The following is a 26017-nucleotide window of genomic DNA, read 5'->3' on the forward strand; positions in this document are numbered from 1 at the left end:
GTTATTGGGTTGAACAATCAGCAGGCCCTATGTCTTTCCAAGCTCCCCACTGGCCAGATAACTCTGGATCATCCCCTTGTGTCCACCATTTCGCTTCCCAAATACGCTCTTTCCAAGCGACCTGCGTTCCGCCATTGTAAGCGGTCGAAGCCTTCCAAAGGTTATCACAGACCCCATCTCCTGAGCCCGTTTTGGTGATAACAATCGACGTCGAGGCGGATGAAGCAGTTTGCCCGTCACTGACCGTCACCGTAAATGATAAGCTCATATCCTCCGGAGTTTCTGGCGCCATAAACCTCACTATGTCCCCATCAATGGTCGCATCCACACCCGTTGGAAGATCCCAACCAAAGCTCAGTACATCGTTGTCTGCATCGCTAGATAGGGAGGCATCGACCACAACCATGTCCCCACCGTTCGCGGTAGCAGGCGCGTTAATCTTAGCCACTGGAGCGCGATTCTCAGGTCCAGAATCAACAGGATCAATCGTCACCAACACTGTATCTGATGCCAACGCACCGTCATTGTCCGTGACGGTTAACTTGAACTGCAAGGTTTCTGTCTGAAGCACCTCCGCAATATCAAAACCAGCCTGAGCAGTATTGACATCAGTGAGCTCAACCGCCATCCCAAAGAGCTGCTCCCAACGATAGTTAACAATAGTGCCGTCTGAATCTTGGGATTCTCCTCCTTGAAGAACAACTGATGTCGGACCTATCACGACAATATCAGCGCCAGCGGACGCTGTCGGCGCTTTGTTGGACGGTAAACCATTCGCTAGACCTTCATGCATAGCATTAAGAATATCCCCATTGTCGGCGTCAATTTCCCACGAGAACAAGCCAGCGAGCCCCAAACTACGCGCATAGGCCCCTTTCACTTTCACAGAACGAGGGTCATCAAAAGTGATCAATTCGCCGGTGGAGCGATTCCAGACCCATGGTGCTTCTGCCTGAACATCATAACCGTATTCGAATCCATTGGTCCCCGTATGATCAGGCCCAAGCATATAAGCTTTAACGCCTTTGTAATCAATCACACCCTCTTCCCATACGCCCTGAGAGTTGCTGCCTTTGAGTTTGCCTGTCGCTGTCCCCGTCATCGGATCATTAGGATCGGTCAGTGTGTCTGGTGCCACCCCTTCCCAACCCCGTCCATACATGGCGGTGCCGAGCACGAGTTTGTTCGCAGGCACCCCCTGTTCGAGTAAAAGCTGAATACCGTTGTCCGTTGTATATGCAGGGCCTTCATAGGGTTTACCATCGGCGTCAGTGCCTGAGCCATCACATTGGCCAGGCCGCATAAACGTGCCGCAATAGAGCGCCGTTTGATGCCCAGGAACGTTATTCCAGCCACCATAAAAGTCGTAGGTCATGGCAAAGATGTAGTCCATATACTGAACGGCATCTGCATAATTCACGTCCTCAATCTTGTCGTAACCGACACCGATCGCAGAAGTCAGTTCGTAAGTGCGGCCAGTCTGTTGCTCAAGTCCATCCAGCATGACTCTCAACTCGCGCATCAGCGCCACATACGCAGGGCCATCAAGCATGGGGTCACCCAGATCAGGCGCCGCGCCACCCCCTCCGGGAAACTCCCAATCGATATCAACCCCATCGTAGAATTTCCATGTTGTCAAAAAACGTTCGACAGACGCAACAAACGTGTCACGATTGACTTTGGTGGTAAAATCGAAAAAGGGGTCAGAGAGCGTCCACCCACCAATCGAGGGGATAATTTTTAGATCGGGATTACGCTGTTTGAGTGCCATAAGCATGGCGTAGTTACCTTTAATAGGCGAACTGTATTCATGATCTGCCTGATCAAAACTCTTCTGGAAGGCGGCCCAAGGATCGTGAATCACGACCTCATAATCGGACACCCCATTACAAGCTTTCATTAGGGCATTGTAGCTATTTCCCCCAACGGATTTAAGAGATTCATTTGGCCCGCAAATTGGGATAAATCCGTAGAGAATATGAGTCAAGTTATCCGCAGGGATATTATCGACGGTAAAATCGCGACCATAAATGCCCCATTCGACGAAGTAAGCCCCGACCACGATACTCGGATCGGTGTCGTAACTATTGTTGTTAGGATCAATATTCATGGTCAGAGGTGGTAAGTGTGAACCATCCGTATCAGCCACAACGATTTGTGTGGGGGCACTAGCAGAACAACCTGTTGCATCACAAGCCTCAACCGTCAATTGATAGCGACCTCCGTTGGGATAAGTAAAACTCGCCGAGGTCTGGTTGCTGGTGATGGGCCCTGATGCCACCTGAGCCCCATCAAAATAAACGTTATAAGTGTCACCGGTTGTGCCACTCCATTGATTGAATTGAATAGTGATATTCGCTTCATCGAAATACTTGACCATCTGGTTATAACCCGAGGTGGTTTCCATCGCCAATTCGATTTTTGAAAACTGGAGATTGTTGGAGCCGTAAACATCAATGCTCGGGGCTGCCGGAGCCGCTATCGTGTGCCCGGACCACGCTAGAACCATACTCATGGTAGACAAAGTTATACGCTTCATACCTATTTCTCTCGTTGATTGTGCATTTACCCGATAACGAATCACTGGTCCTAAACCTTCTATCACAAAACATTCACCAACCAGCTCACCGAGATCGGCATCCACTTGTTCTTTATATGCAAGGTGATGACCTTTCTTAAGTATTCGAGAAACTTTTTTTTCATCAAAAAAAATAGCGTTTATTTACGAGGCAAAATAAGAAATTAAGTGCATATTGGTTACTGTTTTCACTCATAGCGATGAATTGCTCGCATATTTAAAAAAAATTAAACTTGTTGGTCCAACTTAGAGTTGGAAGTGACGAAACAGAGCAAAAGAGTAGAGATGGACATCAATGAAGAACAATACACTCACCCCTAAATGGGGAGAGGTGAGCGCTAAACCGTACTTATTTAGATTTAAATCGTGCTGTAAAATGACGTAAAACAGGCGGCTCGTAGTCCAACACCAACCCCTTTAGCTGATGAGCTTTCTGCTTCAGTGAGATAATCGCATCCGCGATATAGTCCATATGATCATTGGTATAGACTCGCCGTGGGATGGTTAACCGCATTAATTCGAGTTCAGAGGGCTTTTGGGCACCGCTTTTTGGATCTCTGCCTAGCAACAACGAACCTATCTCTACCGCTCGAACGCCCGCTTCAAGATACAGCGCGTTACACAAGACCTGAGCAGGAAATTGTTCAGGAGGGATGTGAGGCAATATTTTAGCTGCATCAACAAAAACAGCATGCCCGCCAGTCGGTGACTGAATCGGGATCCCCGCGTCCATCAATCTCTCGCCCAGATATTGGACCTGACTAATTCTATAATGAAGGAAGTCCTCGTCAGCGCCTTCATAAAGCCCTCTGGCCAATGCTTCCATATCCCGCCCCGCCATTCCACCATAAGTGACAAAACCTTCCATTGGCACGCAACGAGTGCGGACCGCCTGAAACAATTCTTCATGATCTCGAATACAACACAAACCTCCAATATTCACCATCGGGTCTTTCTTTGCAGACATGGTCAACATATCTCCGTACTGATACATTTCACGGATGATCTCATGGATGGATTTATCTTGATAACCACTTTCACGATGCTTTATAAAATAGGCATTCTCACAGTAGCGAGCTGAGTCAATGACGACCGGAATATCATTTTGGGTCGCTATCTTGTAAACCATGCGCATGTTTTCCATAGAAACAGGCTGCCCACCGCAACTGTTGCAAGTGACAGTGGTAATAATGGCGCAGATATTGTTTGGGCCATATGCCTCAATCGTTGAATTAAGCTTTTCTAAATCAAAATTGCCTTTCCAATCGTATGGCGTCCGGGTATCAAAAGCACGCGGTTCAAGGACATTAATGGCTTTACCACCATTAAGTTCAATATGACCTGCTGTCGTGTCAAAATGATAGTTGGAAATAAAAACAGGCTCCGTTCCTCCTCGTATCGCACGCATCCTGTCTATCAAAGCAGGGAACAATATCTGTTCTGCTCCACGCCCTTGATGAACTGGAACCGTGAGTTCATACCCAAAAAAATACTCGACTGCTTCGCACAAATGATAGTAATTACGACTTCCTGCGTAAGACTCGTCGCCCATCATAAGACCTGCCCATTGATGGTCACTCATTGCTCCTGTCCCTGAATCCGTGAGCAGATCAATATAGACATCATCACTTTTAAGTAGGAAGGGATTAAGGCCAGCTTGTTCCAGAGCACTAAGTCGCTCTTCAAACGTGGTGACTTTAATTGGCTCAACCATTTTTATACGAAAAGGTTCCGGAATTCGTTTCATACTTTTTTCCTATTGGATCACTAAATGGGATAAGGAATGCTTAGATATAGATGGGTACGAGAGCACCAGAGGAGATTAGAGTGGGAATGAAACTTTGCTCAATAGGGAAAGACAAAAATCGATGTTGTACCAAAACGACATCACAAAGCGACTGTCTTTATGCAATCGAAAGTGCATCTTTTGATCCTTACTATTGACGGATTACACCATAAAGATAGTGAGACATTATTCATTGCGCCGTGATCGAACAAAGACTTTTATAAATGACCTTCCACCAAAGTACGCCCTCAAGCACACATTGATTAGTGCTTTATCAGCAGAAAAGGTTAAGTTTCCGTGAAATCTTATCACTTTGACATTCATGCAATTGCAATATCTGAGCCCGCTAGGCAGAGTAAGTATCAACGAGACAAAACGGATTCAACCATGAAGATGAGAAACACACTTTTCACCATTGCCGCCTTCACCTTCAGTGGCATGGCCGCCGCTGACGTCACGATTACGGTACCAGAGACGGTCGACGTACTGGTCGCCAATGGCACGAAACCAAAGTTAGAGGGCGGTTTTTTTTCAGCAAATAAAACTCTCACCCTCCCCGATGGCGAAAACCAAATTTTATTTCGATACCAACCTTATTTTAATCAGGGCAATGATCGGGTTATTCTGGAAAGCGACCCGATCGTGGCAAAATTTAGAGCGACTGACACTCGATTAAATTTCTCTATGCCCAAATATCGCAACCACCACCAAGGCGAAAAACAGATTCAAAACTTAGACTGGAAAATCGTCAACGCAAACGGGGCACAAATAACAGTAGCCCAAGACACACTGATCAAGCACGGGATGCAAGTTGGCCGAGACTTCAAACAAGAAATTGTTGATTATAACCGGCAAGGAGGCATTGCAGCCATCACACCTACGGCTTTTTCGGCCTCTCTGCCATCGACACAAACGAGTGCCCAACCAATCAACGCTGACTCAACTGCAGAAGAAATGCTGTATTTCTGGTACAACAAAGCCGATGTAGACACTCAAGCTCGGTTTAAACAATTTTTGTTGGAAAATCAGTAGGTCATGGCCGCCAGTGCTTTAGCCGCTGGCGCCTTCCGCTCCTCAGTCATTGTGAGCATATTCCTCTCAACAACAAAAACTGAGTCGATAAAGCATAGCCTTCGAGAGAGGCAATCCGTTTGCGAGCAGCTTATCAGCGGTAAAAAGGGCCACTTTGTCGACCACCAAATCATGCGCAACGCCTCAACGATAGCCAAGTCCCAGAAAGCTTCCTTTTTACACCTAATGCGCTTCCCGCCTCACAAAAACAATCAATACAACCGCTCAGAAAATGCCGAATATCTGCTAAATAGTATTAATAACAAAAGGTTATAGCAACGCTTCACAAAATTTGATAGGTTAAAATATAAACTCACTTTATTTAATGACTTATGTTTACTCTCTCTATTGATTCAGACATTAAACTGGCACTTGTTCAAGAGTCGTTTGCCGAGATTTATGCCGAACTTGTGCTGAAACAAACCGAGTATTTATCCCAATGGCTTGCTTGGCCTCCACACTGCCAGTCAGAGCAAGACTTTCGCTCGTTTATCAAAAGTGCTTTAAATGATTATGCCGAAGGTACTGGTATGACTTGCGCCATTTTGTATAACGACGACATTGTTGGCAATTGCAGTTTTAATTCGATATGCCAAGAAACCAAGACTGTCCAATTGGGCTACTGGCTTTCTCAAGACCAGCAAAACAAAGGGATCGTTACTCGTGTAGTCCACAAATTAATTGATATTGCCTTTTATCAACATGGTATGGAGAAAGTGGAATTACATGCCGCAGAAGATAACTGGCCCAGCAGGAAGGTCGCTGAGAGAGTCGGTATGAATCTAGAAGGGATCATCACCAATTCAGAGAAAGTGGGTGACCGAATTTTAGCTCACGCCATTTATGCTATTCATCGTAGCCATTCACCAAGAGAATAGGAAAAGCGATAGGACATATTTGAAAGCTAGTCTCTGCACAAATCTGTCTTGTTGGCTTAGTAATTTTTCTACCTTGATGATAGGATTCTGACTTTACGGACAAAGTAGAGACACAACGTGTCTTCCATATTGAAACTGCTAATACTCACAATCACCATCGGAATTGGCTTTTTTGCCAGTGACCTGTACCACTGGGGAGTAGGACGCTCAAAATCCAAATCATTAGCAGATTACTGCTTGCTCACGACACAACCTTGTCAAATTGATCAAGTTCGCATTACCGTAGACCGAGACATCAGTCAGCCACTGATCGCCACCGAGGTGACGGTTGAGTGGCCAGACGCACAGGGAGAGAATTTAACCCTATTGCTACAAGGTTATGAAATGGAAATGGGGACCACTGTGTTCCAGCTCAACAAAAGCGATCCAGACCTCTTCACGGGTAAAATTATACTGCCGATTTGCACCACAGACGCCATGACATGGGTCGGATTTATTACCGACGGAACACAAAATGTACACACTTCGATTAGGATGGAACAATGAACAAGCGCTGGTCATTAATTTTAGTCGCCGCCTTTGCATTAGGCTTTGGTATAAAAGCCTATCTGAACACCGATGCCCCAACGACTGTACCTTTACAAACCAGCAAGAAGACTATTTTGTTTGGTGAAAACGGCAAGTCTGTCGAAATCTTTGATAAAACAGACCCAAGAGTACGAATCGTCTACTTTGGTTTTACTCGCTGTCCAGATGTCTGCCCCACTTCTTTAGCCATGCTGGCTGGTGCACTCAATCAAGTGAATGACGAAGTAAAATCTGCGTTCAGGCCCGTTTTTATTTCTCTTGATCCAGAGCGTGATGCGGCGGCAGATTCCTACCAATATGCGCAGTACTTTCACCCGCAGATAGAGGGCCTGTCTGCACCATTGGACATCACGACCCCACTGGCACATAAGTATGGCGTTATTTTTCGTAAAACCAAACTGGAAAACTCAGAGCTAAAATACACACTCGATCATAGCTCCTATTTTTATTTCTTAAAACCAGATGGCACATTGATTACTAAAGTTCCGCATACGCTAACACCAGCTCCCTTGGTTGAGGCGATGAAAACCATTAAGTCTCAAGGAAAAACCTCATGAACGTTAAAATGCTTCTTTTAGCTTCAATCGCAGCGAGCCCCTTTGCTCACGCGACGTCAGACCTGACCACGCACGGCACTTATGCTCGTGCAACACCACCTCACGCCGAAACCAGCGCTGTCTTCAGTGAAATTATGAATAAGGGAGATACCGACAGATTCATCGTTTCTGCAACAACTGAGGCCGCTGGCAAGGTTGAACTTCATGATGTCATCAAACAGGGTGATGTGATGAAAATGCGTCAGGTACAAAAAATCAAGATCCCAGCAAACGGAATGATAGAACTTAAACCCGGCAGCTTGCACATTATGCTTTTTGATCTGAAGCAACCATTAATCGAAGGTGAAAACATCCAAGTCACCCTCTCATTTGCAAATGGCGAACAACAAACCATCGACGCTCCGATCAAAAACGTCATGAGTGGTATGAAACACCATCACTAGTACTGGCTGACGACTCGGTGAAAGTCGCCGGGTTATTTACGCTCACTCGGATAAAGTGTAGAAAAATGTGGGATATGTTTTTCCCATACTGGAGGGGTGCCGATGTAAGCGCCAACGGCTTCAATAAACGCTTTTACCAAAGCGGTTTGCTTGCGGTGAGGATAAATCGCATAGAGTGCCACCCCTCGATTACACAATGCGTATTGAGTTAAAATAGGTTTAAGCCGCAACTCACTAATCGGTCGGTTAAGGTTTGATGAAGAAATCATCGCATACCCGATACCATCCTGAATCGCCGCTAACAGAGTCTGGACATCGTTCACTTTATATTTACCGGACATTTTGTAGTTCCGATAAACCCCAGATGTCGGCATTTCACTGATCCTGACCGTATCCACCGTCAATGGTCCATTGCTGTATATTACTGAAGGCAATTGAATGAGTTGGTCCGGCGTTTCGGGTTCTCCATGGCAGGCAAGAAAGGCTTCTGAAGCCAAAATCACTGGCCTTATATCAGCGATCTTCTTAGCAATCAGGCTCGAGTCTTCTAACCGCCCTAACCGAAAAGCAACATCAAAACGGTCAGAAATAATATCAGAGCGCTTATCATCCATCTGCAAATTAATCTCTACATCCGGAAACTGTCGCATAAACTCGGCAATCACTGGTTGGAGATAATTCTGGCCAATATGCAGGGGAGCGGTGATACGGACCCGCCCCTTCGGCTTAGCTTGGTAAGAATCCGCAATGGCATGAACATGGCCAAGCGTCGCGACCAAATGATGTGCCTGAGCAAGGATATCTTCTCCAGCAGGCGTTAATGAAAACGAACGGGTTGAACGGTTGAGTAGCTGCAAGCCCAACTCTGCTTCCAGTTTTTTGATTTGCTTGGACAAAGACGAATTGTCCATATTATGCAATTCGGCCGCTTTGGTAAAAGAGCCTTGTTGCACTACATCAATAAATAAAGATAACTGATTAATCAGGGACATCGTCTTCTCTTAGTTTTGGGCCCGTTTCCACTGGACTAACCATTTGTCCAAATGGTTGGCAAACTGCTGTCTGTCCGCTTGATTCAATGGCGCAGGGCCCCCAGTTTGCACTCCGCTGCTGCGCATTGTTTCCATAAAATCACGAATATTAAGGCGCGATTTTATGTTTTCTTTAGTGAACCACTCTCCGCGTGCACTCAGAACATGCCCATCTTTTGTTATGATCTCGTCGGCAAGAGGAATATCACTGGTGATAATAAGATCCCCAGCCTGACAACGTTGCACAATCTCATTGTCCGCGACATCAAAGCCAGACTGAACCTGTAACATGGTCACTTTGGGGGACGCTGGCGTTCGAATAAATTGATTCGCCACCAAGGTCACTTCAACACCTGTGCGCTCCGACGCCCGAAATAAAATGTCTCGAATCACAACAGGACATGCGTCTGCATCTACCCAAATTTTCATTCATTCTGTTCCTAAACCATAAATTCGTGCCTATTACACCGCAAAAGTCAGAGTGTGAATAGCGTTATTTAAATTCACCGCCGCCCTGTCTCACTGTTCGGCCTCGAAAAATAACCAACACCATAACCCTTATATGTCAGGACTATACTAAGCTATTGATCAAACAACAGACTTCAACGCCACCAAACGTTGTTGTCTGCTCACGACGTTACTTTTCCAGTACGCCTTATTAAAAAGAGAACTCAACCATGGCAAACACTATTCTTATCACAGGCGCTACCGACGGAATTGGGTATGAAACAGCGAAAAAACTGAGGGGTCTCGGCCATCGTATCATTGTCCATGGCCGCAACCCCGATAAACTTGAGAAAGTCATCACTGAGCTGAAAGCGTCCGGTTCTGATCAAAACGTCGAAGGTATTCTGACCGATTTGTCTGAACTGAACAATGTTAAGTCTATGGCGGAAGACATCGCTAGACGGGTGGGTAAGCTCGATATCATTATTAACAATGCGGGTGTGTATACCACTTCACAACCTACCAATTCTCAAGGACTGGATGTACGATTTGTGGTGAATACGCTAGCCCCTTACCTACTCACCAAGCAATTACTTCCTATATTATCAGCGTCAGGGCGGGTCATTAACTTATCCTCGGCAGCCCAAGCCCCTGTCAGCCTTGATGCCTTAAAGGGGCAGGCAACGCTAAGTGATAGTGCCGCTTATGCACAGAGCAAGCTTGCCTTAACCATGTGGTCTCAGTATTTAGGACTCAAGCATAAAACGATGGGACCAGTGATTGTATCAGTCAACCCGAAATCACTTCTTGGCAGTAAAATGGTCCAAGAAGCTTACGGGATTACAGGCGGTGATCTGAAACTAGGAGCCGAGATTTTGGTGCGTGCAACCTTAAATGAAGATTTCAGCCAAGCCCACGGAGCCTACTTCGACAATGATATTGAAGCTTTTGCATCGCCCCACCCTGCCGCCGCCGATCAACACGCTATGTCTCAACTGATCGCGGCGATGGAGTCAATACTCTCCTGCCAATAAACCTAGCCTAAAATGTTGCCACTGGATATAGCCAGAGAAAAAACTCTGGCGTTGCTTCACCCACGCACAGCATTGTCGACGCAAAACACTCGCTAACCTTGTTATTGGCCCGACGGGTATATAAGACTTTAGAAATCTCGATTGTTGAGTTCGATTAACTCCAACACCAATTGTCGTTTGTCTCCCACAAAATCCATCCCGACAACACCAGATACCATACCCGTGACTTTATCAGCAAGAGCCATAGCGTTACGGTGCCCATAATTGATATCGTAAAGTGCGGTGTACCATGAATCGACTAACGCTGTCATTTTTTTAACCAGTGCCTTATTGATGCGCTTTACATCCGGTTCGTTCTCAATATCTTTGACACTTTTGTAAAGGCCAACCCATTTAATCCAACGTGAAGGGTCATCCAATGGCATTGCAACTCGAGCACTCAAAACGCCCAAACCTGTCGCAGTATCAAGCGCCAATCGGCCAGCATTGGTCGATACGCAGGGTATATTTAGAGAAATAACTTTGAGCCGCTCTTCTTTTAGTGTCGGCGAGCTATCAATATTTTTATTGACGTACTTGGCGTGTTTTTTCAAAAAGTGAGTGTTAGAAAATCCACCCATTTTGTGTTTGGAATAGCTACCAAACCAACTTTTTTCATCTTCATATTGTTTGAACGATTTGAGGCCAACCTTATGCTTCCAATTCCGAGATTTTTTCTTGTGAAAAAGACAAATCACTTTGCCTTTTTTAATACATTGGCTCACCGGCTTGTGCCAATAATCTCTGGTGTTCATAATATGAGGGCTAAAGTCGCTGGCAATTTGCTTTAAAATCGGATAGGCCTCTTTGTTGTGTTTAAACTTGATAACTATCGGTTCATTTTTGCACTTTGCCAAAATGAACAAACGGCGTATTTCCTGTCGCGCATCCACATGGGTAAACTTAATCCCGCCATGCTCACCATATAAGTGACCTTCTTTATCGGCATGCACACGAATATCGAAAAAACGTATCCCCATTTTAAACTGTGCGACTAACGTCAAAGTCTGAGTTTTCGTACCACCATAAATGAAAGTCGCGATATTTCTACTAAACACACTACCTCGGTAGGCATATGTCATTGCATCGTGCGCACCGGGCAAAGTAAATGCCGCAAGAGGACGATTCTGCATCACTCCCTTCTTGGTTTGCATCATCTCGTTGATCCATTTATCCAGCTTGGTGATATTGACGGCATTCGGACGGTTGAGAAAGCGCCAACCTTTAAAACCCGTGTTCATATTCGTGACTTGATCAATACGGGTAAGATTCTCGCCGTAAATTCTTTTCGCCTCTTTCAAATTATCCACAGCGACATGTTTTGGCATGGTCATAAAGCAATACTCCTTTATAAAGCTTATATCGGCGAAAAAACGAACACATTTTGAGCGTTACACAGAAAAGATCGCCTCATGTATACAAGTTCAACAACTTGATTTAGTGTAGAAGAAAAAATCACACATGGATCGAAATAGGTAACTAATACTAAATCATTCATTAATATGAATATTATTACAATAATGCCAGATGCGTTTTTCCTCCTATCAAACCGTACAAGCCTGACTATTTTGATCAAGAAGTCTCCATGACGCAGAGAATGTCAAACGGCTAGGCTCTCCCCTACCTAAGTTCAACAACATAAAAAAGAGTTCCGTATTGCCAACAGCTCCGCGATGAGTAATCAGATATTGACTTTGATAGGCTAAGCAAGGTCTCCCAAGTCAGCCTCCTAATCAACCGCCATTACACGGCGAGAAAGAGGGGATCCGGAATCTATCGTCCACTTTTCGTCATTATTCATCTGAAACCCCAATCAACCCGTGCCACCGCCCGCTACCGTATTGCAATCTGCACATCCACTGCAGTTGGAAAGCAGTACCTTTGCCCGCAGCTGCATGCGGGCTTTTTTTGGCAAGCATCGCCGACAAGACGCAACATTGCGGCATTGCTGTTTGTCACCCGTTAAATTCTGGTATTGATAGTGATTTCAATACCCTCTTCTATGAAGAACAGAGCCTCAATCAAAGTTAATATCGTTCACTGTATTTACACGCAGATAAAAGAAAACGTAGCCTCTGAACATCGATAATATTTTATAAACACCAATGTTCATTAATTGGAATTCAATAAATAATAATGATGTGATTAGGCCATTATATAAGCCCAAAAATCCTATATGATCTTTATGACTAAATATTCATTTCATTTTAATGGTTTAAGTAGTATGCATATTATCTCTCATGTAATGACTCATACTGAATATTTAAGCCACCACTCATTAACTGTAAACACCTATCGACAAATGAATATTTAAATGAGTTAACTTGTTAATTCATGGTTAAATAACCATGGTATCTGGTGACAATGATCACATCTATTGCTCTGTAATGACATTTTGCTTTTTTATTTCCCGATGGGCCTGATAACCTCCAGCTCGCCTTGAAATGAACTCAAGGTGCATAACTATAAGGAGTGTTCATTATGAATACCAAGAAACCGATGTCGCTTACCAGCCGAGTTATACTGGGTATGGTCGCAGGTATCTTGACAGGGTTTGCCATTCGCAGCCTTTTTGCCGACAACGGATTTGTCGACGCATACATCGTTAATGGATTGTTTGAAGTCGGTGGCCAAATTTTTGTCGCCAGCTTAAAAATGCTTGTCGTACCCCTAGTTTTTGTATCGCTGGTCTGTGGTACAAGCTCTTTAAAAGACTTAGCAACATTAGGTCGAATGGGGGGCAAAACGCTCGCCTTTTATATCACCACAACCGCCATAGCCATTAGTTTAGCCTTAGCTATGGGTTACCTGTTTCAGCCTGGTGCAGGCGCAGATTTCAACACAGCAAGTTCATTCTCATCTGCAGAAGCCCCCTCTTTGGGACAGGTGATCATCAACATGTTCCCGACCAACCCCATCGGTGCGATGGCAGAAGGTAAAACCTTACAAGTGATCGTATTTGCGGTTCTGTTTGGAATCGCCATCAGTGCAGCAGGTAAGCCGGGAGAGCGTATTGCGGCTGTCTTTTCCGACCTCAACGAAGTGATTATGAAACTGGTTGCCATCTTGATGAATTTGGCACCTTTTGGCGTTTACTTCTTAATGGCCAAGCTGTTCACTGGTCTCGATTTAAGCGCTATACTCAAACTGGCCGAGTATTTCTTAGTTCTATCCGGTACGCTAGTGCTTCATGGGTTAGTAACTTATAGCCTGATGCTCAAAGGTTTTACCGGACTCAGCCCCATCACGTTCTTGAAAAAAATGGAAGATGCGATTATGTTCGCTTTTTCCACTGCGTCTTCTAACGCGACCATTCCTGTTACCATGGAAACCGTGAAAAATCGCATGGGTGTTGAAAACCGCATAGCGTCTTTTACTGTACCTCTAGGGGCAACAGTGAATATGGATGGCACTGCCATCATGCAGGGCGTGGCAACCGCTTTCATTGCACAGGCGTTTAATATCGACCTTAGCATGTCGGATTACCTGATGGTGATCATGACAGCAACACTCGCTTCAATCGGAACCGCTGGTGTGCCTGGAGTCGGTCTAGTCATGTTAGCCATGGTCCTCAATCAAGTTGGACTCCCACTGGAAGGTATTGCCCTCATCATGGGTGTTGACCGTTTATTGGATATGATTCGTACAGCGGTTAACATTACTGGTGACAGTGCTGTCACTGTGATTGTTGCGAAATCGGAAGGAGCGCTTGATGAGTCTCGTTTTAAAGATCCCACCGCCGGAGAAAGCGAAGACAAAATTAAGTTAACAAAATCCCCCGCATAAATGTTTCTTCAACCCCATGTTTACATGGGGTTTTTTATACAGAGACATGATGTATTTACAGTTTTAAAAAAGCGAAGTTGCAACGCTTGGTTGCCTGACAGATAAGAAGCAGATTCAGTGGTTTGGGGGAGTGAGGCTCAGAGTTTATTTCCATTTAGCTTAATCTCTGATAAATCAGAGGTGAGTAAGTAGAATGATTTATTTGTGAGTAAACCTCGAATTTCTTTGCTGTTATGAATGATAAGTTTATTCACTTCGTCATTCGTCTCCGTTAGAGTCATCAGGTTGAGCACAGAATCTATTTTTGTTTTTATCTCCCTTAAGAGCTCGATATCCAAACAGAATAGAGAATGGGAACTAAGGATCAGGTTAGCAAGTCTGCGTCTGGTAACGTCCAACTCAACCAAGGCGGAGATCATCTCTCGTTCATGGGTTTCACTAAAACGTTCAAAGTAACCAAAGGCGTAATCACACTGGCTACATGTGTGCTCCTCTTCAAAAACCAGCGTGCTACCACAGAGATGGCAACGCGGCTCACCTGCAACAAACAAATCTGAAAAGTTTTTAGTATTTCGCCGAGTCATATTTATAGACCTAGGTATACAGATAGCCCTGCTGCAGGCGATAGCCCATCTTATGCAGGATATCTTGTTGGGAACGTGTTTCAACACCTTCCTGAATAACCTGACACCCCGACAATCGTCCAATATCCAGCAATGTCATCAATAATTCGCGTTTATGTTGCTCTGATTCAATGCCTAACACAAAACCCATATCTACTTTGAGGTAATCGGGGCAAATTTTACTGACAATTTCAATATTGCTTTGCCCTGTTCCAAAGTCATCAAGAGCAATAGTAAAACCGAGACGTTTAAGCTTATTGACGTTAGCGTAAATTTCTTTGTTGTAATGCAGTTTGGCACTTTCAGTTAATTCAAGCACCACTTGCTTCGCAGGTAAAAGGCGCAGGTATTTTTCCAAATTGGCAAATTGGCTATTGAGCAAAGAACTCGGACAGATATTGACCCCATAGACACCCAATACCCCTCCCGATCTTGCTTTGGCGATCGTCTTTATAATCATAATGGTATGGAAAGTCATCCACTGATTTGAAACTAGGTTATCGATATACTGCACGATACTTCTGCGCTTTAGGTTAGTAAGAACTTCGTAGTAAAGCACTGTGTCTCGATGGGTATCTATGACTTTCTCAAGCTTAAAATGCGACGACGACCAATCACAACAAAAAACACCAAACTGGCTGATAGTTTTCCCATAGCGCGCCAGCAACAAAAATAATGCCATGATGAACCACTCAAGAAAAAGCGCATCACTATAGAAAAAAACGCGGGTTCCATTTTCAAATTCAACGGCAGAAATACGAATACCACTAAAGGGCACGCCGATACTAACAACATCCTCCCCTTGGTGACTTATCACGATTGAACTCACCAAAATGGGCCATAGATGATTGTGGTAGTGATGCTCAAAAGAGCGTTTGGATATACGCCCTATCAGGCGCGTTTCGGCCTCCGCGCTTTGAGCCGACATGTAGATAAACTCAGGTCTTTCGAGTAACAATTTTGTTTCATTAACACTGAGCTGACGGATGCCATCTCGGTCAATTAAACACGCTTGGGAGCGGGAGACGAACAAGGCAGAATCTAAACTGAGAGAACGATCAAATTCCGTAATGCTCGAACGGTCATCACACCCCAGAGCGAGTATTTTATCTGCAACCTGTGCGTGATTACGGCTGTATTTGTCAATCATCGACGAGAGTTGCCAAATTTGTAAACCGTAGAGGAAAGCCACAACCAGCCCTGCACTGAAAAGGATCCATACCGCCTTATTGAGAAAACTGCGATGATATATATCAGCAAAGGTTTTAAGCATACTTAACAAGCTGGGCTGGTAGCGGTTAAAATGTGTCGCAAGCTTAGCGTTGAGCTGCTGGTTTGATAAACGATCTAAGTCAATGTAATAACCTCGACCAAAGGCATTGACGACCAGCTGTGCGTCATTCACCGTTCCATCATATTGAGCAACAAGCCATTTATATTTTTTACGCAGCGAAGCGATGATGTTGATTAACGAATGCGTACTGATTTTTTCAGAAAACGTCTCTCTGTAAGCGGCTTCGATAGATAAGGGGCTCACCGGATCTCGCCTCGACGCATTCTTGATTAGGTACTCTAAAACGAACTGTTCTTTGTCGCTAAGATAACACTCATATTCATATTGGCTGTCGAGATCTTTATCTTGTTCAACAACACCCACGCTGTATAATAAGTTGTCGTTGAAAACCAATGACCTACCAGCATTTAGGCTAAATGAATACATCATTACTTGTGCCATTTCTCAAAATACAAACAGCTAAACTAAACGAACACGTCACTTTTCTTTAGTAAATTAATGATAATTTAACTGGATTAAATATAAATAATTAAAAATAATACCTGCCTCAGCAAACCTAAACTCAATAGCTATAAGGTTAAATTGAACTTTTGACGATATTTACCAGAAATAAACGGGCAAGCTAACTTTCAATAAGATAACCGTATAAGTATCCATCTTTTTTGTTGGAAACTCTCCTTCAAATACAAGAAGTCTATGATCATTGATGGCATGTTCATGGATGACCTCTTTACTTCATTCCCTCTTTCAGGCTGTAACCAATACCATAACTTTGACTGTTCAGCGGCTGTTTGACGATACAAACACCTAAGATTCAACCAGATCAAACCTGCCTCACATCCTTGAGTTTCAAAGCTCTCTAGAATAGGCCCTCGATAACTTCCCCTCTTTCAAGGAATGAAAGTATGACATTGCAGCGGTTCGCTCTTTTTGCTCTCTTATTAGTTCCCTTTTCTGCGTTAGCTGCTTTCTCCGATACAGAAACACTCCCTTTAACTGAATCCGCCATTGGTTATGCCGCATTGTTGATCTTCTCGAGTGCATATGTTCTGGTGATGCTTGAAGAATACTTATCTCTCAGAAAATCTAAACCCGTGCTTCTGGCCGCAGGCCTAATTTGGGCAATGATTGGCTATGTTTACACTCAACATGGAGACATTGAGGTAGCCAAGTCAGCACTCGAACATAACCTGCTTGAATATGCTGAACTGCTGCTGTTTCTCTTAGTTGCGATGACCTACATCAGCGCGATGGAAGAAAGGAAGCTCTTTGATGCCCTTCAAGCATGGATGGTTAGCAAAGGGTTCAACTTTAGATCCTTGTTCTGGCTAACAGGAGTGCTGGCCTTTTTTATCTCTCCGGTTGCCGATAACCTGACAACCGCTCTTCTTATGTGCGCCGTCGTGATGAAAGTCGCTGGTGACAATACCAAGTTTATCAATTTGGCCTGTATTAATATTGTGGTTGCCGCTAATGCGGGCGGTGCCTTCAGCCCCTTCGGCGATATCACCACTTTGATGGTTTGGCAGGCAGGGTATGTGTCTTTTTCTGAGTTCTTGCCATTATTTTTGCCGGCGGTTGCCAATTATCTGATCCCAGCCATCATCATGTCTGGGTTTGTACCAAAAACGCACCCAAATGTGGTTCACCAACACGTTGAACTCAAGCGTGGGGCACGCAGAATCGTCGCTTTGTTTGTTCTCACCATTGCCACCGCAGTCGCTTTTCATGCCGCGTTACATTTCCCTCCCGTTATCGGCATGATGATGGGGCTTGCCTATCTTCAGTTTTTCGGTTTTTTTCTGCGTAAAACGCTCAAGGCCTCGTTGCATCGGAAAGCTTCACGCGCCATCGCCAATCGCGATGATGAAGCCCTAAAACGCTTGGGGTCTGTCGTGCCCTTTGATGTCTTTAGACGAGTATCTCATGCAGAATGGGATACCCTATTGTTTTTTTATGGGGTGGTAATGTGTGTCGGTGGTCTAAGCCTACTTGGCTACCTTGGATTAGTATCGGAACTTATGTATACACAGTGGAATCCGGTCTGGGCGAATGTGATGGTCGGCCTGATGTCTGCTGTTGTCGATAATATTCCGGTTATGTTTGCCGTGCTGACCATGGAGCCTAACATGAGTATGGGCAACTGGTTACTGGTCACGCTCACCGCTGGTGTGGGGGGGAGTTTACTGTCTATTGGATCTGCGGCGGGAGTCGCTTTGATGGGAGCCGCACATGGCAAGTACACCTTCTTTGGACACCTCAAGTGGTTGCCTGTGATTGCAATTGGCTATGCGGCAAGTATTGCGTTGCATCTGCTGCTGAATAACGCCTTATTTTAAATTAGGCATTAATCCAATGCTTATTCCAAACGTCTTTGCCACACACTGGCCAAGTGATATCTGGCGCAGGCACTGCATGTCAGGGCTTCATTTTTCCCATGAATACGCATGACAATATCTTCGCGTTTTTCTCTTGAATTACTGGCCATGGTTATCGTGAGAAAGTTGTCGTCGACAGAAAAAGGCTTGGTCACATCTGGTGCGCCAACAATGCTAATGGTAACCATTGCATCTTGAAACATGAGCAAGTCTTGCGTGTAGAGGTTTTCATACACACCCTCAAATTCGTAAGTTTGCTTATTGATCAATCGATCAAGTTTTTCTTCAAAACATCCTTGCAGCGTTAGCATCACCAACAAGGAAAAGATTCCTTTTTTTAACTGCATCACTCAGGTTCCCAATGTTCAATATTTAATAGCGCCACTTTTCTTTCCAAACCACCTGCGTAACCTGTCATTTGGCCATTCTTACCAATCACCCGATGGCAAGGCACAATGATAGAAATCGGGTTTTTACCATTGGCCGCCCCTACCGCTCTCACCGCTTTGGGATTTCCGATCATTTCTGCGAGTTGTTGATAGCTCCAAGCCTCTCCAAACGGTATTTCCGTCAATGCCTTCCATACTTGTTTTTGGAATCTTGTACCCTCTGCTGATAAGGGTAGATCAAACTCTTGCCGTTCACCGAGAAAATACTCTTGTAACTGTTTGATTGCTTTAATAAGTATAGGATGTTCTATTTGGCTTGTGCCTAACTCTTCAGGTTGTGTGGTCTGAGTCTCAAACCAGACCCCCGTCAGTCCAAGCTCATTGGCTTGAACCGTAACCATCCCTAAGGGGGAATCAAAGGTGGTATAACTTTTTTTCATACTTGGCTCCAGCAATGGAAGGTTGCATAGCTGCCCCAAGGAGAGGCACTTTGAGCATTCAAAGTCGGAAATTGGTTTAGGGCTTTCTTGACCACGAGATCGCCATCCAAAAAGCAATTGGGCTCCGAGGCACCTCTAAGCTTTGCATAATTTACCGTCCAAGGACCAATCCCCTTAACCTCAAGCCACTGTGACCAATCTGCCTGAGGTTGTTGATCAATAAACTGAGCAAATCTTGACAATGTCTCTTTACGACTTTGGGGCATACGCAAAAAGCTTAAGTCAGCCATTGCCAATTCCTTTGGCGTCGGGAAATGACTGATCTTGTAAGGTTGAAGTGTCTTTACCAACAGATTGAGGTGCCCAATTGCGGCTTTGACCGAGACCTGCTGGCCAAGAATGGCTCGAACACCCGCTTCCCAAGGGTCCCACACACCAGGGATCCTGATCCCACGCCTCTGCACCAAATCACGGCTAACACTGCGCAGTTTCTGCTCAATTATCTCAATGTTCGAGTCAAGATCAAACAGTCTGCGTAAGTGGGTAACTAGCGCTTTTAAACATCGTATATCTGACAATTCAAACTCAACCCGCATCACATTTGATTTTAGGCAACGGGCACGAAACCAGCCATTGGAACCATGGAGGGTAAATTGGCGCTGGTAGCTATTTTGATCAACGCTCTCCAAACCGTCGATAGCACGTCGACGATAAAAATCTAGCATGTACTGCCAATCAAGTGGGCCTTTAAACATCAAATCAATATGATTAACTTCCCCAACCCTATAATTGTGATTTTTCCTCACTTGGGTTGGCGTCAAACTCATCACTTTTTTAAACGCGTCGTTGAAGCGTCGAACACTATTAAACCCGCTGGAAAAAGCGATGTCTGTAATCGGCATCGAACTGACATGAAGGAGTTGCTTGGCAAACATCAATTGATGTGCCAATGCATACTGTTTGGGTGACATTCCTAAATGGTCATGGAATAGCTGCCTCAAATAGCGATCACTGATCCCTAAACGTTCAGACAACTCACACAAAGTCACTCGTTGTAACTCGCCTTGTTCTATCATTTGAGCTGCGCGTAAAAAGGTGGTTTCAACGCCTTTCCACGCCCAAGAGCTAAGAGCACTATCAGGCCGACAGCGCAGGCATGGCCGATACCCTGCTTGAAGGGCCTGAGCTTTTTCAAAAAAATATTCAACATTTTCTTCTTTGGGTAAATTGGCAGGGCATATAGGTCGGCAGAAAATACCTGTGGTTTTAACCGCAATATAAAAACGTCCGTCAAACCTAGCATCTCGTGCTTGGCGAGCACTCTGGCATTCTTGCAAAGACAAAAGTGATAACCTATTCACAATATCTATTCCTCAAACTTGTCATTCACTTCGCCCTGAGTCTAATGGATAGGCCATTCAACGCTCGCCATTTTCGGAACTTAATCGAATTTGCTATCAGTTTAAACTCTTCTAGAGTTAGAATGCAGTACAAATAATAAAGTACAAATAAAAATAAGGAAGTTGGCTATGAATCTCCACACTTGTACGATCGTGCTTAAAGATAATCACACACTAAAGTGTGACAATGTAGAACAGAGCTTGGGTGTGATTGAACGTCACGGTATATCGGGTATCAACAAAATATCGATTGATGCTACCGATGGACAGATCGTTCATTCCTACAACAATCTATCGATAGAAGAGTCGATAGAAAGTTTAATGGATTTATAATCACACAGTGATCTGACCCTAATTGTTAAGGCGACAGTACACATGCCAGTGGACCTCGCCTTTTTCATTGATTCAATTCGCCCAATGACCCCAGACGCTTCCTAACGATTGCCGTGGCGCCATAAAAACCGATGCCTTGGTATCCCTAACACACTCAACTCACTCTTGCTCCATTTAGCAAACTTTCGGCCATCCATAGCCCGTTCAATCCGCGCTCACCACTTTGTTTCCCTAGACACGATTCTGTCTGCGTCTCTTTGGTGATTCGCGTACTCAAGCTTCAAGCAAAAGTCTCTATCACAAAACTGTGATTTTACTGTCATGAGTTTGCCCAAATAACACGATAAAACAGCTGTGTTTCTATTTATCTTTCCGTCCGTTTTCGGCTCAGTTTCATCGGGTAGCACTATCGAGGTAACACAATGATTAACAACCCATTTCGTCAAGGAAAAAAGCGTTTTTACGACAACACCAAATTCCCACGAGGTTTTGCTAAATCGGGGAATTTCACGATCGCAGAAGACGCGTTACTGATTCTTTATGGTGAGACAATGATGGGCATAGAAAGTGGTCAACTTGCCCCTCAGACGGCAGAGGAATGTCATTTCCTGTTCGTGACACAGGGCGGGGCAGCCCCAGCCACTAAGCTGGAACGTGTCTGGCTGAAATACATCCATCTTTCACGTAGCCGGAAAAATTTTTACCCTTTAGCTGGCCGCAATAAACCTCACCTGAAGGAGAACGAACTCGATTTCAGCCCCTTGATGGACAGTGATTAAGGGATTACTTGAGTTTCAGCCATTGCGCATAGCCATCACGATTTCGCTAGCTGGTAAACCTTTTTGATAAAACTATCGCGACGATGTTCCTGATCGTAGTCCAAATGATAGGTATTGTGGAACCCTATTTTTATTTCCACGCCATTGCCTCGCAGGTACACGGTATAGCCATCATAATCGGAGAAGGCTTCTACTCCTTGATATATTTTGCCATATTCGGTAGGTGTACCATGAGTCATCACGGTTTCATAGGCATGCAAAATTTTGGTGGGATCGAGTTCATTTTTCATAAATAGCTCTCTGTCGTTGAACGGTAAGGCTAACTCGACTTTATCAAGACTGAAACTAAGTTATCGCAATTAGACCTCAACTTTTTGCCCCATTTCCTAATTACATCGAAAAAGGTGTTCTGGTTCGCAATTACACCCTTATTTTAGGGATAACGATCATACTCACATCGGCTGACCAAGGATCAGTTGATCAAAACCGTGCATGACTTCCTGACATTTCATCACTCGCCCATGACCTTGTCCTTGAGTCGAGATGAGCGTTACTCTATCCATTTCTCGATCCGCGTTTTGCGAAACCGAATAATGGGTAAACTGATCGTCTTGATCATGAACAATAATGGTTGGTGAGCGACGCTGTTTTAACTTGCTGTAAGGATCAATGGACTGAACTGGATAGCGATATTGTTCCTCAACATCTGAAACAATCGCGTTGAATAATTTCATCGAGTACCCAGAGCGCTTGATGCTGCTAAACAAGTTGTCTAAGTAATCAAGCACAGGCGCAATTAATAGTAGAGGCTTGTCAACCAGCTTCCTATGATGACACTCAAGGGCCGATGCCGTTCCCATACTGTGACCGACCAAACCAGCCACTTCATCCACACTATCAAGAATAGCGTCTAATCCATGAACGAAAGCCGGTATATGGCCATATCGCCCGCCACTTTGTCCATGTCCCGGATGGTCATAAGCGAGCGCCGTGTATCCTTGAGACGCCATATGAACCATCAAAGGAAAAAACTGACTGGCGGTGCCTGACCAACCATGAGTCAATATCCAAATCGGCCCGCTGCCGAGCTGATACGTGGTCAATAGGCCCTCTTTTGATTCAACTTCTCCCATACGCAAACCTTGAGGAGGGCGGTTTTTTGGCTTGGTTCTCGCAGGCGTAAGCAGGAGCTTGCGAGCTGTCGATTTAGCATGGCTCGGAGCCAATGTATGATGAAGACGTGTAGTCAGGTTAACAAGACTCTTCTTAACGCTGAACCTGTTTGCGGTGCTAAAATAAATCTTTTCACTCATACATCTATCCTTTACTCTTCCCATTAATAGCACGATCGTGCTATTTAAAAACAAACAATAGGCCGAGTCCAATACCTCGGCCTATTACCTTCTATTTCCAACTCGTCATCAAACGCTCAACCCCTTGCCAAAAATGCGGGTAACTGGCTTGTTCTCCATGAGTAGAATAGAACAAATGTGCGCTCAAATACAAACCATACAGCTCAAAAGTTGCTTGCTGAGGATCAAGAAACGAGCTGAACTCTCCCGTATCAACCCCTTTCTCTACCTGTATCTTCAGATAGTCTATCCATATGGTCAGCGTTTTTTGTAATGCCTTTTGGGTTGGACTTTGGGTAAGGCTCGCGTCTTTCCACGCATCAAGAAACATACAGCTCCCTTGAAACGAGTGATTCCAACCTAACCAATTGTCCAGTAATGCCTTAATTTTCTGTGTTTGATTGAGCGGGTCACACTGACGAGCAGGCGAAATCACCCTTTGAATAAAAACCTGATTCGCATACTCAATGACGGCAATCTGCAAGTTGTCTTTTGAATTAAAGTGCGCAAATAAGCCACTTTTGGACATCTGACATTGCTTAGCCAATTCACCAATAGTCAGGCTTTCCAAACCATTTTCACTCGCCAGTTCAAATGCTTGGCATAAAATATTATCTCGGGTAACCTTGCCTTTACTCATGTTCCACTCACCTATCTACTTTATTGCTAGCATATTGGTGCTTTACAGCAAATAACGTTACAGTGGCGGCTTTCGAGCGAGATCACGCGCCAAAATCAGGGTTAGCCCGAACACTTGTAAGAATAACCCAATATTTTTATACCAAGCAATTTTTTCATTCAACGTCATCATCGCCTCAGCCAAACTCAGATTTTTGAGGTAATATTCATCTATCTGATCACGATAGCGCTGCTGCAACTGATTGATTTGTGCCATTATCCGAGTCAGGTTGTCGCTTGTGATCAAGGGGACCTCACTACCGACCCAAAGCGTCATTTGCTCCTGAAATGCCGTTTGTAGCGCATTCGCTACCTGATTCTCTCCCTTTAAACTCACATAAAGTAACACGACTTCCCGCTTGCGTTCGAGCGTTTCAATACGGTTCCAAACCAGCTGAATAGAGTACGTATTTTCATTTTTTTGTTCAGACAAGGTCATGATCTGAGCACCAAGCCGATCCAGCACAACACTCGACATGACAATCGCTAGAATGTTAAGAATGAGGCCAACCAGTACTAATACCCATGGAGGCGGCAATCTCGATGGATTTACCACAACTTACCGAAAGGAAGGTAGAACAGGTTTAACAACATCAATGCCAGCATAGTGAGAAAAGTGAGCTTCATTCCCAAGATGCGCCCTTTAAACTTCTCTGCCAATACGGCTTTTGCATGAAAAATTCTGCCGATCAGAAACACCACCCCAGCGAGGTGAATCATCCAAGGAACAGCGCCATTATATTCCACCAGCGCCATCAAAATAATCGTGATAGGAATCGTTTCCATCGCGTTGCCCTGAGCCGTACGGGCAACTTGCAAACCATTCACACCACCATCTCCATAGGCCACTTGAGCATCGCGACGTTGTTTGATGACTTCAAACGCGAGCCAAACCATTAACCCTGTATAGATGGATGCATACAATGCAGTAATCATCCTCTACTCTCCCTTAATGTATTGATCATTTTGATTATTATAGAAAATAATTTCAAAAACGAGAGAGAAAGTTGAGTTAAAATACATATGTGTGGCGTCAAGCAGACTAAAACCCAAAATACACGAGGGTCACTTTTCTCAATCAGTCTCAACCTGAAAAAATGGCGTCAGCACTGTTCGTCAGCACAGCATTCACCTTGCAAAAACCCAATCACTTGATCAAGGCACTGATAGTGCGCTACACAATAAAGCGTGCGACCTTCCCTTCTCTGGCTAATCAGATCCGCAGACGCCAAACTGGAAATATGATGCGACAAAGTCGAACCGGGGATAGTCAATTGTTCCTGAATCGCGCCGACGGCAATGCCTTTATAGCCCGCTTTGACAACACGTTTGTAAATGGAAAGACGCGTTGGATGGCCAAGCTCCTTTAACGCTTTCGCGACAGCTTCAAGTTCCATACATACTCCTCGCATAACTAATATTTCCACAATAATGGAAACATTAGTTATTTGCAATGAGTGTCTATTGAGTATCGACGCAGCGAAAATACAATACCGCTTGCACCGCTTTTTTATTCCCTCCTAAGGCTGGGAAGTGACGCTCTTTTTGGAACTTAAACAACAAAGTGATCGAATAGACACGACAAGCAGACGCTTTCATTGGTTCGAGGCTGACATCCCCCCTCACGAGAAACCTGATGATTTATGATCAAAGCTGGTGACCGTACCATCGTAACTATCGTTCACCAAGGACTTCAAACTCATCATAAGTTAAGCGCGCTTTCCCATCATTTTGCAACGTCCAGACCTCTTTGTGAACTAAGCCATACGCTTTGTTCATTGTCCATTTTGACGAGAGCACGTAATTGCTGTCATCCACTTTTTTCCAAGTAATTTCTGTATATGCCACATCTTTAAACCCCTCATCCACAATGTGTTGCCAAAATGCCTCTATCTGCTGGCGACCTTCAAATGTACCAAATGGTTTGGCTACCATCACGGCCTCTTCGGCATACTGTTGAGCGCATCCTTTCGCGTCCTGAAGGTTAAACGCGGATTTCCATGCATCGATACCGGCTTGGCAAGCATCTAAAACGAATTGGGACATAGTATTTCTCCTCTGCGATTGATGGAAAAAGTTTAACGCTGGGATTAACAAAGAAAAACAGATAAAT

The 26017-nt window shown here is 44.5% G+C and carries 27 protein-coding genes; 10 read left to right on the forward strand and 17 right to left on the reverse strand.

Features of this window, described 5'->3' with window-relative positions; genetic code table 11:
- Position 1 precedes the first annotated feature (1 nt).
- Both HLM86_RS07080 and HLM86_RS07085 read right to left on the reverse strand, forming a co-directional pair.
- A complete protein-coding gene (locus tag HLM86_RS07080) occupies positions 2-2539 on the reverse strand; it encodes a glycosyl hydrolase family 18 protein (protein WP_170882487.1) in 2538 nt (845 codons plus the stop codon).
- 388 nt (positions 2540-2927) lie between these two features.
- Complete coding sequence (locus HLM86_RS07085; protein WP_076588165.1) at positions 2928-4325, reverse strand: tryptophanase; 1398 nt, start codon at positions 4323-4325, stop codon at positions 2928-2930.
- A 426-nt stretch (positions 4326-4751) separates the two neighbouring features.
- Here HLM86_RS07085 and HLM86_RS07090 point away from each other — a divergent pair, with 426 nt between their 5' ends.
- The 5 genes from HLM86_RS07090 to HLM86_RS07110 all read left to right on the forward strand — a co-directional run bounded on the left by HLM86_RS07090 (position 4752) and on the right by HLM86_RS07110 (position 7901).
- A complete protein-coding gene (locus HLM86_RS07090) occupies positions 4752-5396 on the forward strand; it encodes a DUF2057 family protein (protein ID WP_076588167.1) in 645 nt (214 codons plus the stop codon).
- A 371-nt stretch (positions 5397-5767) separates the two neighbouring features.
- Positions 5768-6313: a GNAT family N-acetyltransferase gene (locus HLM86_RS07095; RefSeq protein WP_076588171.1), complete on the forward strand. Its 546-nt coding sequence runs from the start codon at positions 5768-5770 to the stop codon at positions 6311-6313.
- A 117-nt stretch (positions 6314-6430) separates the two neighbouring features.
- Positions 6431-6859, forward strand: a complete 429-nt coding sequence (locus tag HLM86_RS07100; protein ID WP_076588173.1) for a hypothetical protein — start codon at positions 6431-6433, stop codon at positions 6857-6859.
- Positions 6856-7458, forward strand: coding sequence for an SCO family protein (locus HLM86_RS07105; RefSeq protein WP_076588175.1), 603 nt, complete (start codon positions 6856-6858; stop codon positions 7456-7458). The genes HLM86_RS07100 and HLM86_RS07105 overlap by 4 nt, the downstream gene beginning before the upstream one ends.
- Positions 7455-7901, forward strand: a complete 447-nt coding sequence (locus HLM86_RS07110; protein ID WP_170882488.1) for a copper chaperone PCu(A)C — start codon at positions 7455-7457, stop codon at positions 7899-7901. The genes HLM86_RS07105 and HLM86_RS07110 overlap by 4 nt, the downstream gene beginning before the upstream one ends.
- Before the next feature lie 32 nt (positions 7902-7933).
- On the opposite strand, the gene HLM86_RS07115 is transcribed toward HLM86_RS07110, so the two are convergent.
- Both HLM86_RS07115 and HLM86_RS07120 read right to left on the reverse strand, forming a co-directional pair.
- Positions 7934-8893: a LysR family transcriptional regulator gene (locus HLM86_RS07115; protein ID WP_170882489.1), complete on the reverse strand. Its 960-nt coding sequence runs from the start codon at positions 8891-8893 to the stop codon at positions 7934-7936.
- Between the two features lie 9 nt (positions 8894-8902).
- Entirely contained in the window at positions 8903-9361 is a 459-nt protein-coding gene (locus tag HLM86_RS07120; protein WP_076588181.1) for a YaiI/YqxD family protein, read from the reverse strand.
- A gap of 248 nt (positions 9362-9609) precedes the next feature.
- Between HLM86_RS07120 and HLM86_RS07125 the strand changes: the two genes are divergently transcribed.
- On the forward strand, positions 9610-10413 hold the full coding sequence (locus tag HLM86_RS07125) for an SDR family NAD(P)-dependent oxidoreductase (protein ID WP_170882490.1): 804 nt from the start codon (positions 9610-9612) through the stop codon (positions 10411-10413).
- 128 nt (positions 10414-10541) lie between these two features.
- Here HLM86_RS07125 and HLM86_RS07130 read toward each other — a convergent pair whose 3' ends face one another.
- On the reverse strand, positions 10542-11786 hold the full coding sequence (locus tag HLM86_RS07130; protein WP_076588184.1) for a PI-PLC domain-containing protein: 1245 nt from the start codon (positions 11784-11786) through the stop codon (positions 10542-10544).
- 1147 nt (positions 11787-12933) lie between these two features.
- Between HLM86_RS07130 and HLM86_RS07135 the strand changes: the two genes are divergently transcribed.
- Positions 12934-14238, forward strand: coding sequence for a dicarboxylate/amino acid:cation symporter (locus tag HLM86_RS07135; RefSeq protein ID WP_170882491.1), 1305 nt, complete (start codon positions 12934-12936; stop codon positions 14236-14238).
- Between the two features lie 137 nt (positions 14239-14375).
- On the opposite strand, the gene HLM86_RS07140 is transcribed toward HLM86_RS07135, so the two are convergent.
- Entirely contained in the window at positions 14376-14822 is a 447-nt protein-coding gene (locus HLM86_RS07140) for a hypothetical protein (protein ID WP_170882492.1), read from the reverse strand.
- A 10-nt stretch (positions 14823-14832) separates the two neighbouring features.
- A complete protein-coding gene (locus tag HLM86_RS07145) occupies positions 14833-16584 on the reverse strand; it encodes an EAL domain-containing protein (protein WP_170882493.1) in 1752 nt (583 codons plus the stop codon).
- 476 nt (positions 16585-17060) lie between these two features.
- On the opposite strand from HLM86_RS07145, the gene nhaD reads away from it, so the two are divergent.
- Positions 17061-18494, forward strand: coding sequence for a sodium:proton antiporter NhaD (nhaD, locus tag HLM86_RS07150; RefSeq protein ID WP_170882494.1), 1434 nt, complete (start codon positions 17061-17063; stop codon positions 18492-18494).
- 20 nt (positions 18495-18514) lie between these two features.
- On the opposite strand, the gene HLM86_RS07155 is transcribed toward nhaD, so the two are convergent.
- The 3 genes from HLM86_RS07155 to HLM86_RS07165 are packed head-to-tail and all read right to left on the reverse strand — an operon-like array spanning position 18515 to position 20723.
- Positions 18515-18880, reverse strand: coding sequence for a hypothetical protein (locus HLM86_RS07155; protein WP_076588194.1), 366 nt, complete (start codon positions 18878-18880; stop codon positions 18515-18517).
- The gene (locus tag HLM86_RS07160) at positions 18880-19362 is read right to left on the reverse strand and encodes a methylated-DNA--[protein]-cysteine S-methyltransferase (protein ID WP_076588196.1); all 483 of its coding nucleotides are present in this window, start codon (positions 19360-19362) and stop codon (positions 18880-18882) included. Before HLM86_RS07160 ends, HLM86_RS07155 begins: the two co-directional genes overlap by 1 nt.
- Positions 19359-20723: a DNA-3-methyladenine glycosylase 2 family protein gene (locus HLM86_RS07165; protein WP_170882495.1), complete on the reverse strand. Its 1365-nt coding sequence runs from the start codon at positions 20721-20723 to the stop codon at positions 19359-19361. Before HLM86_RS07165 ends, HLM86_RS07160 begins: the two co-directional genes overlap by 4 nt.
- A gap of 168 nt (positions 20724-20891) precedes the next feature.
- On the opposite strand from HLM86_RS07165, the gene HLM86_RS07170 reads away from it, so the two are divergent.
- Together HLM86_RS07170 and HLM86_RS07175 are read left to right on the forward strand one after the other, a co-directional pair.
- Positions 20892-21095 carry a hypothetical protein gene (locus HLM86_RS07170; RefSeq protein ID WP_076588200.1) on the forward strand — a complete coding sequence of 68 codons (204 nt, stop codon included), beginning with the start codon at positions 20892-20894 and terminating at the stop codon, positions 21093-21095.
- A 422-nt stretch (positions 21096-21517) separates the two neighbouring features.
- Positions 21518-21874 (forward strand): MaoP family protein, encoded by a 357-nt coding sequence (locus HLM86_RS07175; RefSeq protein ID WP_076588202.1) that lies wholly within the window; start codon positions 21518-21520, stop codon positions 21872-21874.
- 35 nt (positions 21875-21909) lie between these two features.
- On the opposite strand, the gene HLM86_RS07180 is transcribed toward HLM86_RS07175, so the two are convergent.
- The 7 genes from HLM86_RS07180 to HLM86_RS07215 form a co-directional block, all read right to left on the reverse strand.
- Complete coding sequence (locus tag HLM86_RS07180; protein WP_076588204.1) at positions 21910-22164, reverse strand: DUF3081 domain-containing protein; 255 nt, start codon at positions 22162-22164, stop codon at positions 21910-21912.
- 162 nt (positions 22165-22326) lie between these two features.
- Positions 22327-23187, reverse strand: a complete 861-nt coding sequence (locus HLM86_RS07185) for an alpha/beta hydrolase (protein ID WP_170882496.1) — start codon at positions 23185-23187, stop codon at positions 22327-22329.
- Positions 23188-23278: 91 nt separating this feature from the next.
- A complete protein-coding gene (locus HLM86_RS07190) occupies positions 23279-23866 on the reverse strand; it encodes a TetR/AcrR family transcriptional regulator (protein ID WP_076588209.1) in 588 nt (195 codons plus the stop codon).
- A 57-nt stretch (positions 23867-23923) separates the two neighbouring features.
- Complete coding sequence (locus HLM86_RS07195; protein ID WP_170882497.1) at positions 23924-24460, reverse strand: DNA mismatch repair protein; 537 nt, start codon at positions 24458-24460, stop codon at positions 23924-23926.
- Complete coding sequence (locus tag HLM86_RS07200) at positions 24454-24840, reverse strand: MAPEG family protein (RefSeq protein WP_076588213.1); 387 nt, start codon at positions 24838-24840, stop codon at positions 24454-24456. Before HLM86_RS07200 ends, HLM86_RS07195 begins: the two co-directional genes overlap by 7 nt.
- 167 nt (positions 24841-25007) lie before the next feature.
- Positions 25008-25301 (reverse strand): ArsR/SmtB family transcription factor, encoded by a 294-nt coding sequence (locus HLM86_RS07205; protein ID WP_076588215.1) that lies wholly within the window; start codon positions 25299-25301, stop codon positions 25008-25010.
- Between the two features lie 277 nt (positions 25302-25578).
- A complete protein-coding gene (locus HLM86_RS07215; RefSeq protein WP_076588218.1) occupies positions 25579-25950 on the reverse strand; it encodes a nuclear transport factor 2 family protein in 372 nt (123 codons plus the stop codon).
- Between the last annotated feature and the right edge of the window lie 67 nt (positions 25951-26017).

Origin of the sequence: Vibrio ostreicida (assembly GCF_013074385.2) — a bacterium.
Lineage (GTDB): Bacteria > Pseudomonadota > Gammaproteobacteria > Enterobacterales > Vibrionaceae > Vibrio > Vibrio ostreicida.